General features: G+C 65.7%; 16 protein-coding genes. All 16 read left to right on the top strand.

Annotated features, from left to right (window positions below; genetic code table 11):
* Positions 1-96 precede the first annotated feature (96 nt).
* A complete protein-coding gene (locus KR541_RS05205; protein ID WP_050011478.1) occupies positions 97-732 on the top strand; it encodes a DUF177 domain-containing protein in 636 nt (211 codons plus the stop codon).
* Between the two features lie 97 nt (positions 733-829).
* The gene (rpmF, locus tag KR541_RS05210) at positions 830-1,009 is read left to right on the top strand and encodes a 50S ribosomal protein L32 (protein WP_006051932.1); all 180 of its coding nucleotides are present in this window, start codon (positions 830-832) and stop codon (positions 1,007-1,009) included.
* 129 nt (positions 1,010-1,138) lie between these two features.
* Positions 1,139-2,245, top strand: coding sequence for a phosphate acyltransferase PlsX (gene plsX / locus KR541_RS05215; protein WP_050011476.1), 1,107 nt, complete (start codon positions 1,139-1,141; stop codon positions 2,243-2,245).
* Complete coding sequence (locus KR541_RS05220) at positions 2,246-3,235, top strand: beta-ketoacyl-ACP synthase III (RefSeq protein WP_050011475.1); 990 nt, start codon at positions 2,246-2,248, stop codon at positions 3,233-3,235.
* A gap of 84 nt (positions 3,236-3,319) precedes the next feature.
* Positions 3,320-4,252 carry an ACP S-malonyltransferase gene (gene fabD / locus KR541_RS05225; protein ID WP_012492432.1) on the top strand — a complete coding sequence of 311 codons (933 nt, stop codon included), beginning with the start codon at positions 3,320-3,322 and terminating at the stop codon, positions 4,250-4,252.
* 36 nt (positions 4,253-4,288) lie between these two features.
* The gene (gene fabG / locus KR541_RS05230) at positions 4,289-5,038 is read left to right on the top strand and encodes a 3-oxoacyl-ACP reductase FabG (protein WP_006476504.1); all 750 of its coding nucleotides are present in this window, start codon (positions 4,289-4,291) and stop codon (positions 5,036-5,038) included.
* Positions 5,039-5,182: 144 nt separating this feature from the next.
* Complete coding sequence (acpP, locus tag KR541_RS05235; protein WP_004197638.1) at positions 5,183-5,422, top strand: acyl carrier protein; 240 nt, start codon at positions 5,183-5,185, stop codon at positions 5,420-5,422.
* Positions 5,423-5,586: 164 nt separating this feature from the next.
* The gene (gene fabF, locus KR541_RS05240) at positions 5,587-6,819 is read left to right on the top strand and encodes a beta-ketoacyl-ACP synthase II (RefSeq protein WP_050011474.1); all 1,233 of its coding nucleotides are present in this window, start codon (positions 5,587-5,589) and stop codon (positions 6,817-6,819) included.
* 11 nt (positions 6,820-6,830) lie between these two features.
* Positions 6,831-7,295, top strand: a complete 465-nt coding sequence (locus tag KR541_RS05245) for a hypothetical protein (protein ID WP_050011473.1) — start codon at positions 6,831-6,833, stop codon at positions 7,293-7,295.
* Between the two features lie 91 nt (positions 7,296-7,386).
* A complete protein-coding gene (gene rpoE / locus KR541_RS05250; RefSeq protein ID WP_006490873.1) occupies positions 7,387-7,986 on the top strand; it encodes an RNA polymerase sigma factor RpoE in 600 nt (199 codons plus the stop codon).
* Between the two features lie 86 nt (positions 7,987-8,072).
* Positions 8,073-8,690 carry a sigma-E factor negative regulatory protein gene (locus KR541_RS05255; protein WP_050011802.1) on the top strand — a complete coding sequence of 206 codons (618 nt, stop codon included), beginning with the start codon at positions 8,073-8,075 and terminating at the stop codon, positions 8,688-8,690.
* Between the two features lie 5 nt (positions 8,691-8,695).
* Positions 8,696-9,748, top strand: a complete 1,053-nt coding sequence (locus KR541_RS05260; RefSeq protein ID WP_050011471.1) for a MucB/RseB C-terminal domain-containing protein — start codon at positions 8,696-8,698, stop codon at positions 9,746-9,748.
* Between the two features lie 16 nt (positions 9,749-9,764).
* Positions 9,765-11,267, top strand: coding sequence for a DegQ family serine endoprotease (locus KR541_RS05265; RefSeq protein WP_050011470.1), 1,503 nt, complete (start codon positions 9,765-9,767; stop codon positions 11,265-11,267).
* Between the two features lie 7 nt (positions 11,268-11,274).
* Positions 11,275-11,511 (top strand): glutaredoxin family protein, encoded by a 237-nt coding sequence (locus KR541_RS05270; protein ID WP_050011469.1) that lies wholly within the window; start codon positions 11,275-11,277, stop codon positions 11,509-11,511.
* A 196-nt stretch (positions 11,512-11,707) separates the two neighbouring features.
* Positions 11,708-13,501 (top strand): translation elongation factor 4, encoded by a 1,794-nt coding sequence (gene lepA / locus KR541_RS05275; RefSeq protein WP_089488272.1) that lies wholly within the window; start codon positions 11,708-11,710, stop codon positions 13,499-13,501.
* 16 nt (positions 13,502-13,517) lie between these two features.
* Positions 13,518-14,411: a signal peptidase I gene (lepB, locus tag KR541_RS05280; protein WP_050011465.1), complete on the top strand. Its 894-nt coding sequence runs from the start codon at positions 13,518-13,520 to the stop codon at positions 14,409-14,411.
* Positions 14,412-14,443: the final 32 nt, after the last annotated feature.

The raw sequence follows: 14,443 nt of genomic DNA on the forward strand, positions 1-14,443 counted from the left end.
CCGGGTCTTCGGAAGTAAAGTACGTCATCCTTCGATGAGCCGTACGCGAGCGGTGCCAAGCCGGATCCGCAAGTCAGCCTGTAGGCAGGAGCGCACATGAACACTTCTTCTGGCAAACCTGCGGCGGCGCTCGATCCGCACGCGGTCGACCTGTTCGAGTTCGCCCGCAGCGGGCGGCAGGCAGCCGGGGCGGTGCGCCTCTCGCAACTGCCGCGCATGTTAAACGAAGTGCCGACGGACGCGCCAGATCGCGACACGGTCTTCACGTGGCAGGCGGAAGGGTTCACGCAGAAGGAGTTGCAGGACGACGGCGCCGACGGGCAGCAGCCGTATCTGCGCCTCGCGGTGCACGGCCATGCGTGGCTCACGTGCCAGCGCTGCGTGACGCCGTACGATCAGACGTTCGACGTCGACATGACGTACCGGGTCGTCGCGACCGAAGAAGAAGCTGAGGAATTTCCGCTCGACGACGATGAAGCCGATGTGATCGTGGGCTCACGCCAGTTCGATCTCGTCGACTTGATCGAAGAGGAATTGCTGCTTTCGTTGCCGCTCGTGCCCAAGCACGAGGTTTGCCCGGCAGTTCACGAAAGCCTCGTGTCGGGCGCGAGCGGTCCCGCGGAAGCGGCGGACGAGGAGTCCGACGAAGCCGGGGACGAAGGCAAACGGCCGAATCCGTTCGCAGCGCTGCAAGCGTTGAAGAAGGACGGTGACGGCACCAAGAAACACTAAGCAGTTGTGGCGCGGGAAGGCGTAGGGCTTTGGGCCAGGGTAGTTAAGCGCCGGATCGGGCTGTGTTAGAATCCGGAAAATTATTTAGGAGTTAGTCATGGCAGTCCAGCAAAACAAGAAGTCGCCGTCGAAGCGCGGCATGCATCGTTCGCACGATTTCCTGACGGCAGCGCCGCTGGCAGTCGAGCCGAGCACGGGTGAAGTGCATCTGCGTCACCACGTCAGCCCGAACGGCTACTATCGCGGCAAGAAAGTCGTCAAGACGAAGAACGACTAAGCGTCAAGTCACGCGTTGCGCGCTACGCTCGCCGTTCGCGTGACAACTGGTTCGCTTGACACTTTCCTGGCTCAACAAAAAGGCGGCATTCAACTGCCGCTTTTTTGTGCCTGAAATTCGTCGCATTCCATGACCGTAAAGCTCACAATCGATTGCATGGGAGGCGACCACGGCCCGTCCGTGACCGTTCCCGCGGCAGTCAAGTTCGTCCGCGCGCATCCCGATGCGCACCTGATGCTCGTCGGCATCGAAAGCGCGATTCGCGCTCAGCTGAAGAAGCTGAAAGCCCTCGACGATCCCGCGTTGACCATCGTGCCCGCCACCGAAGTCGTGGCGATGGACGATCCTGTCGAAGTGGCGCTGCGCAAGAAGAAGGATTCTTCGATGCGCGTCGCGCTCAACCACGTCAAGGAAGGCGCGGCGCAGGCCTGCATCTCGGCCGGCAATACCGGCGCGCTGATGGCCGTTTCCCGTTACGTGCTCAAGACGCTGCCCGGCATCGAGCGGCCCGCGATCGCGTCCGCGCTGCCGAACCCGACCGGCTACACGATGATGCTGGACCTCGGCGCGAACGTCGACTGCGAGCCGCAGCACCTGCTGCAGTTCGCGGAGATGGGGCACGCGCTCGTGGCCGCGCTCGAAGGCAAGGAGCGCCCGACGATCGGCCTGCTGAACATCGGCGAAGAGGTCATCAAGGGCAACGAGACGATCAAGCGCGCAGGCGAGCTGCTGCGCGCCAGCACGCTCAATTTCCGCGGCAACGTGGAAGGCAACGACATCTACAAGGGCACCGTCGACGTGATCGTGTGCGACGGCTTCGTTGGCAACGTCGCGCTGAAGACGTCCGAAGGGCTCGCGCAGATGCTGTCGAACATCATCCGCGAGGAGTTCGGCCGTTCGCTGATGTCGAGGCTGATGGCGTTGCTCGCGCTGCCGGTGCTGATGCGTTTCAAGAAGCGCGTCGACCACCGCCAGTACAACGGCGCGGCGCTGCTGGGGCTGAAGAGCCTCGTGATCAAGAGCCACGGTTCGGCCGACGCGTACGCGTTTGAGTGGGCGATCAAACGCGGGTATGATGCCGTCAAAAACGGGGTGCTGGAGCGCCTCGCGCGCGCGATGGCGGATAATTCAGTGTCGCTCGGCGATGGCGGACACAACGCGGGCGGCGCGGGCCAGGCAAGCCCGGCCGCAGGCCATCACGCCGAACCTTCCGCTGCGCAATCCTCTAAAGCATAAATGGCCCAATCGACTCTCTATTCCCGCGTGCTCGGCACGGGCAGCTACCTGCCGCCCGACCGCGTCACGAACCAGCAGTTGACCGATCGTCTTGCGAAGGAAGGCATCGAGACCAGCGACGAATGGATCGTCGCGCGCACGGGCATCCACGCGCGCCATTTCGCCGCACCCGACGTCACGACGAGCGATCTCGCGCTCGAGGCGTCGCGTCGTGCGATCGAAGCGGCCGGTATCGATCCGCAGTCGATCGACCTGATCATCGTCGCGACTTCGACCCCCGATTTCGTGTTCCCGAGCACCGCGTGCCTGCTGCAGAACAAGCTCGGCATCAAGAACGGCGGTGCGGCATTCGACGTGCAGGCCGTATGCTCGGGTTTCGCGTATGCGATGGCCACGGCCGACAGCTTCATCCGCAGCGGCCAGCACCGCACCGCGCTGATCGTCGGCGCGGAGACGTTCTCGCGCATTCTCGACTTCAAGGACCGCACGACCTGCGTGCTGTTCGGCGACGGCGCGGGCGCGGTGATCCTGTCCGCGTCGGAAGAACCGGGCGTGCTCGGCAGCGCGCTGCACGCGGACGGCAGCTACTCGAACATCCTGTGCACGCCGGGCAACGTCAATCGCGGCGTGATCGACGGCAGCGCATTCCTGCACATGGACGGGCAGGCCGTATTCAAGCTCGCGGTCAACGTGCTCGAAAAGGTCGCGATCGAAGCGCTCGCGAAGGCGAATCTCGCGCCCGAGCAAATCGACTGGCTGATTCCGCACCAGGCCAACATCCGCATCATGACCAGCACCTGCCGCAAGCTCGGCCTGCCGCAGGAGCGCATGGTCGTGACGGTCGACCAGCACGGCAACACGTCGGCGGCGTCGATCCCGCTGGCGCTCGACGCCGCGGTGCGTGACGGCCGCATCCAGCGTGGCCAACACGTGCTGATCGAAGGCGTCGGCGGCGGCTTCACCTGGGGCGCGTCGGTCTTCCGCTTCTGATCCGCGGCGCGCGACAAGCCGCGCGCGGATCCCGTCGGCGCGCCGTTCGTGCGCGCCGTCCGAATCGATTCAATTGGGGACGATATGAAATTTGCATTCGTTTTTCCGGGGCAGGGCTCGCAAGCGATCGGCATGCTCAACGCATTCGCCGATCTGGCCGTCGTGCGCGAGACGCTCCAGGAAGCGTCCGATGCGCTCAATCAGGATCTCGGCAAGCTGATCGCCGAAGGTCCGGCCGAAGAGCTGAACCTGACCACCAACACGCAGCCCGTGATGCTGACCGCCGCATACGCGTGCTACCGCGCGTGGCAGCAGGCAGGCGGCCCGGCGCCGTCGATCGTCGCCGGCCACAGCCTCGGCGAATACACGGCGCTCGTCGCGGCCGGCGCGCTTGCGTTCAAGGACGCGGTGCCGCTCGTGCGCTTCCGTGCGCAGGCGATGCAGACGGCCGTGCCGGTCGGCCAGGGCGGCATGGCCGCGATCTTGGGCCTCGACGACGACACGGTGCGCGCGGTGTGCGCCGAAGCCGCGGAAGCGGGCGTCGTCGAAGCGGTGAACTTTAATGCGCCCGCGCAGGTCGTGATCGCCGGCAGCAAGGCCGCGGTCGAAAAGGCATGCGAGATCGCGAAGGCGAAGGGCGCGAAGCGCGCGCTGCCGCTGCCGGTGTCGGCGCCGTTCCATTCGTCGCTGCTCAAGCCGGCGTCGGACCAGCTGCGCGACTATCTCGCGAACGTCGACGTGAAGGCGCCGCAGATTCCGGTCGTCAACAACATCGACGTCGCCGTGGTCAGCGATCCGGCCGCGATCAAGGATGCGCTGGTGCGCCAGGCCGCAGGCCCGGTGCGCTGGGTCGAGTGCGTGCGGCACATCGCCGGCACGGGCGTCACGCACGTGATCGAATGCGGTCCGGGCAAGGTGCTGGCCGGCCTGACGAAGCGCATCGACGGCAACCTGACGGGTGCGTCGGTGTTCGATCCGGCTTCGCTCGACGAAGCGCTCAAGCTCGCGACCGCCTGACGCGGCGCCTTTTCCCAAGCAACGGATATTCGATTCATGGACAAGACTCTCGATAAACAGGTTGCGATCGTGACCGGCGCGTCGCGCGGCATCGGCCGTTCGATCGCGCTCGAACTCGCGCGCCTGGGCGCGACGGTGATCGGCACGGCGACGAGCGAATCGGGCGCCGCCGCGATCACCGCGGCGTTCGCGGAAGCGGGCGTCACGGGCCGCGGCGCGGTGCTGAACGTCAACGACGCAGCCGCGGCCGAGGCACTGATCGATGCGACCGTGAAGGAATTCGGCGCGCTGAACGTGCTCGTCAACAACGCGGGCATCACGCAGGACCAGCTCGCGATGCGGATGAAGGACGAGGACTGGGACGCGGTGATCGACACCAACCTGAAGTCGGTGTTCCGCCTGTCGCGTGCGGTGCTGCGCCCGATGATGAAGGCGCGCGGCGGCCGTATCATCAACATCACGTCGGTGGTCGGCTCGGCCGGCAATCCGGGTCAGGTCAACTACGCGGCCGCGAAGGCCGGCGTCGCGGGCATGACGCGGGCGCTCGCGCGCGAGATCGGCAGCCGCGGCATCACCGTGAACTGCGTGGCGCCGGGCTTCATCGACACCGACATGACGAAGACGCTGCCGGAAGAACAGCAGGCCGCGCTCAAGACCCAGATTCCGCTCGGCCGCCTCGGCAGCCCGGAGGACATCGCCCATGCCGTCGCGTTCCTCGCATCGCCGCAGGCCGGTTACATCACCGGTACGACGCTGCACGTGAACGGCGGCATGTACATGTCGTAACGGTTTTCGTTTACCATCCGCGCCGTATCCCGTTTTTCAGGCGGACCGGCGCTTGATCGACCATCAAGCCAACGCGCGTTTTGCCGTCAGCAAACCTGATAAAATGCGCGCACTTGTAAATCTGAACTTTCCCTCGGAGGGGTAATGGACAACATCGAACAACGTGTCAAGAAGATCGTCGCTGAGCAACTGGGCGTCGCGGAAGCCGAGATCAAGAACGAAGCTTCGTTCGTGAACGACCTGGGCGCCGATTCGCTCGACACGGTCGAACTGGTGATGGCTCTGGAAGACGAGTTCGGCATGGAAATCCCGGACGAAGAAGCAGAGAAGATCACGACCGTTCAGCAAGCGATCGACTACGCTCGCGCAAACGTCAAGGCGTAAGCGCCTTTCGCGCTTGTCCGCCACGTCGCCGCGATCATCGCGATTGACGCGCCATCCTGCCGGCTCCGCGCCGGACGGACTAACAGCCACAGGGCTCGCAGGGCTGGTTCCTGTGGCCACTGTGGCTTTTGTTTTTGTCATCCAATAATGGAAAAGAGGTTACCGTGAGCCGCCGTCGTGTTGTCGTTACAGGCCTGGGGCTGATTTCGCCTGTTGGCAATAATGTTGCCGACGGCTGGGCCAATCTCGTCGCCGGCAAGTCCGGTATCGCCACCGTCACGAAGTTCGATGCGTCGAACCTCGCCTGCCATTTCGCGGGCGAAGTGAAGGGTTTCAGCGCCGAGGAGTACATCCCGGCGAAGGAAGCCCGGAACATGGATACGTTCATCCATTACGGCATCGCCGCCGGCGTCCAGGCCATCCGGGACAGCGGGCTGGAAGTGACCGAAGCCAACGCGGAACGCATCGGCGTGCTGGTCGGTTCCGGCATCGGCGGCCTGCCGATGATCGAGGATACGCACCAGACCTACGTCGATCGCGGCGCGCGCCGGATTTCGCCGTTCTTCGTGCCGGGTTCGATCATCAACATGATCTCGGGTCACCTGAGCATCATGTTCGGCCTGAAGGGCCCGAACCTCGCGGCCGTCACGGCCTGCACGACCGGCCTGCACTCCATCGGCCTCGCCGCGCGCCTGATCCAGGCCGGCGACGCCGACGTGATGGTCGCGGGCGGCGCCGAATCGACGGTCTCGCCGCTCGGCATCGGCGGTTTCGCGGCAGCACGCGCGCTGTCGACCCGCAACGACGATCCGGCGACCGCGTCGCGTCCGTGGGACAAGGACCGCGACGGCTTCGTGCTGGGCGAGGGTTCCGGCGTGATGGTGCTCGAAGAGTACGAGGCGGCGAAGGCGCGCGGCGCGAAGATCTATGCGGAAGTCGCAGGCTTCGGCATGACGGGCGACGCGTACCACATGACCGCGCCGAACATGGATGGTCCGCGCCGCTGCATGGTCGCGGCCCTGCGCGACGCCGGCATGAACGCCGACGAGGTCCAGTACCTGAACGCGCATGGCACGTCCACGCCGCTGGGCGACAAGAACGAGTCCGACGCGGTGAAGGCGGCGTTCGGCGAGCACGCGTACAAGCTCGTCGTGAACTCGACGAAGTCGATGACGGGCCACCTGCTGGGTGGCGCGGGCGGCCTCGAATCGGTGTTCACGGTGCTGGCGCTGCACAACAACGTGTCGCCGCCGACCATCAACATCTTCAACCAGGACCCCGAGTGCGATCTCGATTACTGCGCGAACACCGCGCGTGACATGAAGATCGACGTGGCCGTGAAGAACAACTTCGGCTTCGGCGGGACCAACGGCACGCTGGTGTTCAAGCGCGTCTGACGTCGAATCGCTTGACGAGTCCATTCGATGCTCCGGCCGGGCGTCCGCAGCGCTTTGCGTTGCGGGCCTCGGCCGTGTCGTATCTCGTGCTGGCCGCGTTCGTCGCGTCGGCTGCCGCATCGGCGTACCTGTTCTGGGCGCCGCGCGCGGGCGCTGCCGCCGGCGCAGGCGTGGCGGCTGTGACGGCGGCGCTGCTGGCCGTATGCGCGGCGCGGGCTTGCGCCCGCCGGCTGCCGGCCGAGCTGCAAATCGATGCGTTCGGGGAGATTGCGGCGTTTGGCCGCACCGGGCGCTTGCTGGCCCGCGGCCGTGTGACGGGCCATGCGCACTGGAGCAGCCTGCTGCTGGTGCTGTCGGTCGGGCAGGGTGCCCGGCGCGCGCGGCCGCTGCTGATTCCGGCCGACGCGCTCGATGCCGCGTCGTTCAGTGCGCTGTCGGTGCTGGCGAGAACGGCCGGGGCGGCGGCGCGGGCATGACGGCCGCGCGGTTACCGACCGTAACCAGCGGCCGGCGCCGGAACGCTACAATAACGCTCCGCGTTGCATCCCTAGTTAACGGATTTGTCAGGTGAGTGAAAAAGAAATCGATCAGGCTCTGGTCGAGCGCGTACAGAAGGGCGACAAGGCGGCGTTCGAACTCCTGGTCTCCAAATACCACCGCAAGATCATTCGGCTGATCTCGCGCCTCGTGCGGGATCCCGCCGAGGTCGAGGACGTGGCCCAGGACGCGTTCATCAAGGCGTATCGTGCGCTGCCGCAATTCCGCGGCGAATCGGCGTTCTATACGTGGTTGTACCGAATTGCCGTCAACACGGCGAAGAACTACCTTGCGACGCAAGGCCGCCGGGCGCCGACCTCGACCGAGGCCGATGCGGAGGAAGCGGAAACTTTCTCCGACGCAGACCAACTAAGGGATATCAACACGCCTGAGTCGATGTTGATGAGCAAGCAGATTGCCGAGACGGTCAACGCTGCAATGGCTCTGCTGCCCGAAGAACTGCGCCAGGCAATCACGCTGCGCGAGATCGAGGGCCTGAGCTACGAAGAGATCGCGGAAATGATGGGCTGTCCGATCGGGACGGTCCGGTCGCGGATCTTCCGCGCGCGCGAAGCAATCGCTGCCAAATTGCGTCCGCTGCTCGATACGCCCGAAGGCAAGCGCTGGTAAGCGCGACGGGCGGAACGACGCGGGTCGGGGTCTAGTTACGGATAGAGTCGTGAAGTCACGACGGGGTGTGCAAGATGGGGAGCATCATGGGGTCGGTCAATACGCAATCGCAAGCGTGCTCGCGCGGCGAGCGCCTTTCCGCGCTGGTCGACGGCGAAATGTTCGATGGCCCGGATCACGGGCAGTTTCTGGCTGAGCTCGACCGCGCGGATCGCGCCGTGTGGGCCCATTACCATCTGATTGGCGATGCGCTGCGCTCGGACGAGCTCGCGCTGCCGCCCGCGCTGAGCGTCGCGTTCACCGCGCGCATGTCGGCGGCGCTCGAAAGCGAGCCGCACCTGCTGGCGCCGGCGGCCGCACCGGTCGCGCGCAAGCTGCTGTCGCTGCGCCGCCGTGTCGTGCCCGCGTTCGCGGTGGCCGCCGCGGCCGCCACGCTGACGTGGATCGTCGTCCCGCAGATGCAGACGGCCGGTGCGCCGGGCGCCGTTCAGGTCGCGTCGGCAGGCGCGCCGCAGAGCGGCAACCTGCAGCGCGTGACGGTTGCGCAGGCATCGGCCCAGCCGGGCCTGCAGGACGTCAACATCATTCGCGACGCGAGCCTCGACCAATATCTTGAAGCGCACCAGCAATTCGCGCAGCAGCCCGTCGTCACGGGTTCGATGCCGCTGATCCGCGCTGCCGTGACCACCACGCCAGGCCAATAAACCCGATGCGGACATTGCAGTTGAATCACGCCATCTCCGGATGGAAGCGGCTGCCGGCCCTCCTGCTTTGCGCAGCCGCCCTGTTGTCCGTTCAATCCCTTCCCGCCAGCGCCCAGCAACCGGACGATCCCGTCGCGACCCGCAAGGGCGCCGCGGACTGGCTCGACCGCGTCCAGCAGGCCGCGCAGCAGCAGAGCTACGAAGGTACGTTCGTCTACCAGCGCGGCGGATACGTGCAGTCGTCGCGCATCGCGCACGTCTCGTCCCGCGACGGCGAGTTCGAGCGGATCGAAACGCTCGACGGCAAGCCGCGCAAACTGCTGCGGCACAACGACGAGTTGTACACGTTCGTGCCCGAGCGCAAGCTGTGCGTGGTCGAGCGCCGTCAGACGCGTGATTCGTTCCCCGCGCTGCTCGGCGCGAGCGGCGAGCACGTGATGTCCGTCTACGATGCGAAGTCGCTCGGCAAGGACCGCGTGGCCGGGATCGACGCACAAGTCGTCGAGCTCGTGCCGAAGGACGCGTACCGTTTCACGTACAAGCTGTGGGCCGACGCGCGCACCGGGCTGCTGCTGCGTTCGCAGACGCTCGACGCGAACGATCGCGTGCTCGAGCAGATCGCGTTCTCGCAAGTGCAGACGGGCGGCGCAAGTGGCGACAAGGCTGCGATCGCAGCGGGCATGCGCAACCTGGGCGGCTGGACGGTCGTGCGTCCGCCGGTCGCGACGGTCGACATGGAAGCGCAGGGCTGGCAGCTCGCGCCGAGCGTCGCCGGCTTCCAGAAGATTCGTGAAGTGCGCCGGCCGATGGCCGCGCGCGATGCGGGCGATCCGCCGATCCCGGTCGACCAGGCCGTCTTCACCGACGGCCTCGCGACGGTCTCGGTCTTCATCGAGCCGGCCGAGAAAAACACGCGCAAGGAAGGCGCGGGCAGCACCGGCGCCACGCACGTTCTCGTGAAGCGCCGCGGCGACTACTGGATCACCGTGCTCGGCGAAGTGCCGCCGGCAACGTTGCAGCAGTTCGCGTCTGCCATAGAATACAAGGCTTCCAAGTAACGCTACGGCTCCCGACATGACGAAACTCACGCTGCGCAAAGTGCTCGCGGCGGCGGCGCTGTGTGCCTGCCTGCCGCTCGTCCCGCAAACCGCTGTCGCTGTCACGCCTCCCGCTGCCAGCCTGCCCGATTTCGCCGACCTCGTCGAAAAGGTGGGCCCCGCGGTCGTGAACATCCGGACCACCGCGAACGTGCCGGTACCCGGCCCGCGCGGCGTGCTCCCGCCCGGCTTCGACAACGGCGACATGTCGGAATTCTTCCGGCGCTTCTTCGGCATTCCGCTGCCGCAGGCGCCCGGCAACGGCGGCGGCAACGGCAGCAACCCGAAGAACGCGCCGGCGCCGGACAATGGGCCCGACACCGAGCAGAACCGCGGCGTCGGCTCGGGCTTCATCGTGTCGGCCGACGGTTACGTGATGACCAATGCGCACGTCGTCGACGATGCGGACACCATCTACGTGACGCTGACCGACAAGCGCGAATTCAAGGCGAAGCTGATCGGCGTCGACGACCGCACGGACGTCGCGGTCGTCAAGATCCAGGCGTCGAACCTGCCGGTCGTCGCGATCGGCGATTCGAACAAGGTGCGCGTCGGCGAGTGGGTCGTCGCGATCGGTTCGCCGTTCGGCCTCGACAACACGGTCACGGCCGGCATCGTCAGCTCGAAGAGCCGCAACACGGGCGACTACCTGCCGTTCATCCAGACCGACGTCGCCGTGAACCCCGGCAACTCGGGCGGGCCGCTGATCAACATGCAGGGCGAGGTGATCGGCATCAACTCGCAGATCTACAGCCGCACTGGCGGCTTCATGGGCATTTCGTTCGCGATTCCGATCGACGAGGCGATGCGCGTGGCCGACCAGCTGAAGGCGACCGGCAAGGTCACGCGCGGCCGGATCGCGGTGGCGATCGGCGAGGTGACGAAGGACGTGGCCGACTCGATCGGGCTGCCGAAGGCCGAAGGCGCGCTCGTCAGCAGCGTCGAGCCGGGCGGCCCGGCCGACAAGGCCGGCATCCAGCCGGGCGACATTATCCTGAAGTTCAACGGTCGTCCGGTCGAGGCGGCGTCGGACCTGCCGCGCATGGTCGGCGACACGAAGCCCGGCACGAAGGCGACGGTCAGCGTGTGGCGCAAGGGTCAGGCACGCGATCTGCCGATCACGATCGCCGAGACGCCGGCCGAGTCGACGGCGAAGGCCGAGCAGCGCAAGAACGCGCCGCAGAAGCCGCGTCAGGCCAATTCGCTCGGCCTGACGGTCAGCGACCTGACGGCGGAGCAACTGAAGACGCTGAAGCTGAAGAACGGCGTGCAGATCGATGGCGTCGACGGCCCGGCCGCCCGTGCGGGCCTGCAGCGCGGCGACATCGTGCTGCGCGTCGGCGACATCGACATCGCGAACGCGAAGCAGTTCGCCGACGTGACTGCGCAGCTCGATCCGCAGAAGGCGGTCGCGGTGCTCGTGCGGCGCGGCGACAACACGCAGTTCGTGCCGGTGCGGCCGCGCGCGACCCAGAAGTAACGCGCCGATGTTCACGCTCTACGGCCGCGGCTGGTGCCACCTGTGCGACGACATGCGCGACGCACTGGCGCCGGTGGCGGCCGAATTCGGCGTCTCGGTCGACTACGTCGACATCGACACCGATGCGGCGCTCGTCGCGCGTTACGACGAGGACGTGCCGGTGCTGCTGCTGGACGGCGCGGAAGTGTGCCGCCACCGGTTCGACGACGCCCGGGTGCGCGGCGCGCTGGCGGCCCGGCGTTGAGCCTGGCTTGCCGCGGGCCCGTGCCGCTTCATACGGGGTTTGATCCGGCGGGCGCGCCGCCGGCTCCCGCGGGGCGGGCGTCCGAAATCCCGCCCGGCGTAAGCCTTTTCGGCTAAAATAAGCCGTTTTTTCACCGACTTACACAAGGCGTGCTCCGCAGTCGTCGAGCGCGCCTTTTTCGCTTGATCGGCACTGAATGGATCATATTCGCAATTTCTCGATCATCGCGCACATCGACCATGGCAAGTCGACACTCGCGGATCGCATCATCCAGGTATGCGGCGGCCTCGCCGACCGTGAAATGGAAGCGCAGGTGCTCGACTCGATGGACATCGAGCGCGAGCGCGGCATCACGATCAAGGCGCAGACGGCCGCGTTGTCCTATCGCGCACGCGACGGCAAGGTCTACAACCTGAACCTGATCGACACGCCGGGGCACGTCGACTTCTCGTACGAGGTCAGCCGTTCGCTGTCCGCGTGCGAAGGCGCGCTGCTGGTGGTCGACGCGAGCCAGGGTGTCGAGGCGCAGACGGTCGCGAACTGCTACACGGCGATCGAGCTCGGCGTCGAGGTCGTGCCGGTGCTGAACAAGATCGACCTGCCGGCCGCGAACCCCGAGAACGCGATCGAGGAGATCGAGGACGTGATCGGCATCGACGCGACCGACGCGACGCGCTGCAGCGCGAAGACGGGCCTCGGCGTCGAAGACGTGCTCGAGTCGCTGATCGCGAAGGTGCCGCCGCCGAAGGGCGATCCGGCCGCGCCGCTGCAGGCGCTGATCATCGATTCGTGGTTCGACAACTACGTCGGCGTCGTGATGCTCGTGCGCATCGTCAACGGCACGCTGCGCCCGAAGGACAAGATCAAGATGATGGCGACCGGCGCGCAGTATCCGGTCGAGCACGTCGGCGTGTTCACGCCGAAGTCGCGCAATCTCGAGTCGCTGTCGGCCGGGCAGGTGGGCTTCATCATCGCCGGCATCAAGGAACTGACGGCCGCGAAGGTCGGTGATACCGTCACGCACGCGACCAAGCCCGCCGCCGAGCCGCTGCCGGGCTTCAAGGAAGTGAAGCCGCAGGTGTTCGCGGGGCTGTATCCGGTCGAGGCGAACCAGTACGACGCGCTGCGCGAATCGCTCGAGAAGCTGAAGCTGAACGACGCCTCGCTGCAGTACGAGCCGGAAGTGTCGCAGGCGCTCGGCTTCGGTTTCCGCTGCGGCTTCCTCGGGCTGCTGCACATGGAAATCGTGCAGGAGCGGCTCGAGCGCGAATTCGACATGGATCTGATCACGACCGCGCCGACGGTCGTCTACGAGGTCGTGCAGAGCGACGGCTCGACGATCATGGTCGAGAACCCGGCGAAGATGCCGGAGCCCGGCCGCATCGGCGAAGTGCGCGAGCCGATCGTCACCGTGAACCTGTACATGCCGCAGGATTACGTCGGCTCGGTGATCACGCTGTGCGAGCAGAAGCGCGGCTCGCAGATCAACATGCAGTATCACGGCCGTCAGGTGCAGCTCACGTACGAGATCCCGATGGCCGAGATCGTGCTCGACTTCTTCGATCGCCTGAAGTCGGTGTCGCGCGGCTACGCGTCGATGGATTACGAGTTCAAGGAATACCGTTCGTCGGACGTCGTGAAGGTCGACATGCTGATCAACGGCGACAAGGTCGACGCGCTGTCGATCATCGTGCACCGGTCGCAGTCGCAATATCGCGGCCGCGAAGTCGCCGCGAAGATGCGCGAGATCATTCCGCGCCAGATGTACGACGTGGCGATCCAGGCCGCGATTGGCGCGCACATCGTTGCGCGCGAGAACATCAAGGCACTGCGCAAGAACGTGCTCGCGAAGTGCTACGGCGGCGACATCACGCGGAAGAAGAAACTGCTCGAGAAGCAGAAAGAAGGTAAGAAACGCATGAAGCAGGTGGGTTCGGTCGAGATCCCGCAGGAGGCGTTCCTCGCGATCTTGCGCGTCGAAGACAAATAACAGGACTGATCCTTTTATGAATTTTGCGCTGATTCTTTTTGTGCTCGTCGTCGTGACGGGCGTAGCGTGGGTGTTGGACAAACTGGTGTTCCTGCCGCGGCGTCGCAAGGCGGCCGACTCGGCGATCGAGGAGTTCGATCGCCAGCAGTCGCGCATCGACAAGCGTTTCGCGGACGAAAACGCGACGCAGACGCGGTCGAAGCTGCGTGACGAAAAGCTGCGCCAGCCGTGGTGGCTCGAGTACACGGCAAGCTTCTTCCCGGTGATCCTGGCTGTGTTCGTCGTGCGTTCGTTCATCGTCGAGCCGTTCAAGATTCCGTCGGGCTCGATGGTGCCGACGTTGCTCGTCGGCGACTTCATCCTCGTCAACAAGTTCGAGTACGGGCTGCGCCTGCCGGTCACCAACACGAAGATCACGCAGGGCAGCCCGCTGTCGCGCGGCGACGTCGTCGTGTTCCGCTATCCGAAGGACGAGTCGGTCGACTACATCAAGCGCGTGATCGGCCTGCCGGGCGACACGGTCGCGTACCAGGACAAGCAGCTGACGATCAACGGCCAGCCGGTGCCGGAAACGCCGCTGCCCGATTTCTTCGACGACGAGCGCCAGAATTACGCGAAGCAGTTCGAGGAAACGATCGGCACCAAGAAGAACGCGATCCTCAACAACCCGGCCGTGCCGCCGTTCGTGATGGGCGCATACGACTATCCGTATCGCGACAACTGCACGTACAACAGCCGCGGCGTGATCTGCAAGGTGCCGCCCGGTCATTACTTCATGATGGGCGACAACCGCGACAACAGCGCGGACAGCCGCTACTGGGGTTTCGTGCCGGACCAGAACATCGTCGGCCGCGCGTTCTTCATCTGGATGAACTTCGGCGACCTGAAGCGCATCGGTTCCTTCAACTGACCGCCTTCGATGTACACGCACGACGCGACGCA

This window comes from Burkholderia sola (assembly GCF_905400185.1).
In the GTDB taxonomy this organism is placed as follows: Bacteria; Pseudomonadota; Gammaproteobacteria; order Burkholderiales; family Burkholderiaceae; genus Burkholderia; species Burkholderia sola.

Excerpts from the sequence above, each read along its gene's own strand:
- acpP (WP_004197638.1), top strand. The coding sequence starts at position 5,183 with ATGGACAACATCGAACAACGTGTCAAGAAGATCGTCGCTGAGCAACTG.
- fabG (WP_006476504.1), top strand. The coding sequence starts at position 4,289 with ATGGACAAGACTCTCGATAAACAGGTTGCGATCGTGACCGGCGCGTCG.
- KR541_RS05270 (WP_050011469.1), top strand. The coding sequence starts at position 11,275 with ATGTTCACGCTCTACGGCCGCGGCTGGTGCCACCTGTGCGACGACATG.
- KR541_RS05260 (WP_050011471.1), top strand. The coding sequence starts at position 8,696 with ATGCGGACATTGCAGTTGAATCACGCCATCTCCGGATGGAAGCGGCTG.
- KR541_RS05265 (WP_050011470.1), top strand. The coding sequence starts at position 9,765 with ATGACGAAACTCACGCTGCGCAAAGTGCTCGCGGCGGCGGCGCTGTGT.
- KR541_RS05205 (WP_050011478.1), top strand. The coding sequence starts at position 97 with ATGAACACTTCTTCTGGCAAACCTGCGGCGGCGCTCGATCCGCACGCG.
- fabD (WP_012492432.1), top strand. The coding sequence starts at position 3,320 with ATGAAATTTGCATTCGTTTTTCCGGGGCAGGGCTCGCAAGCGATCGGC.
- lepA (WP_089488272.1), top strand. The coding sequence starts at position 11,708 with ATGGATCATATTCGCAATTTCTCGATCATCGCGCACATCGACCATGGC.
- plsX (WP_050011476.1), top strand. The coding sequence starts at position 1,139 with ATGACCGTAAAGCTCACAATCGATTGCATGGGAGGCGACCACGGCCCG.
- rpmF (WP_006051932.1), top strand. The coding sequence starts at position 830 with ATGGCAGTCCAGCAAAACAAGAAGTCGCCGTCGAAGCGCGGCATGCAT.
- KR541_RS05255 (WP_050011802.1), top strand. The coding sequence starts at position 8,073 with ATGGGGTCGGTCAATACGCAATCGCAAGCGTGCTCGCGCGGCGAGCGC.
- lepB (WP_050011465.1), top strand. The coding sequence starts at position 13,518 with ATGAATTTTGCGCTGATTCTTTTTGTGCTCGTCGTCGTGACGGGCGTA.
- KR541_RS05220 (WP_050011475.1), top strand. The coding sequence starts at position 2,246 with ATGGCCCAATCGACTCTCTATTCCCGCGTGCTCGGCACGGGCAGCTAC.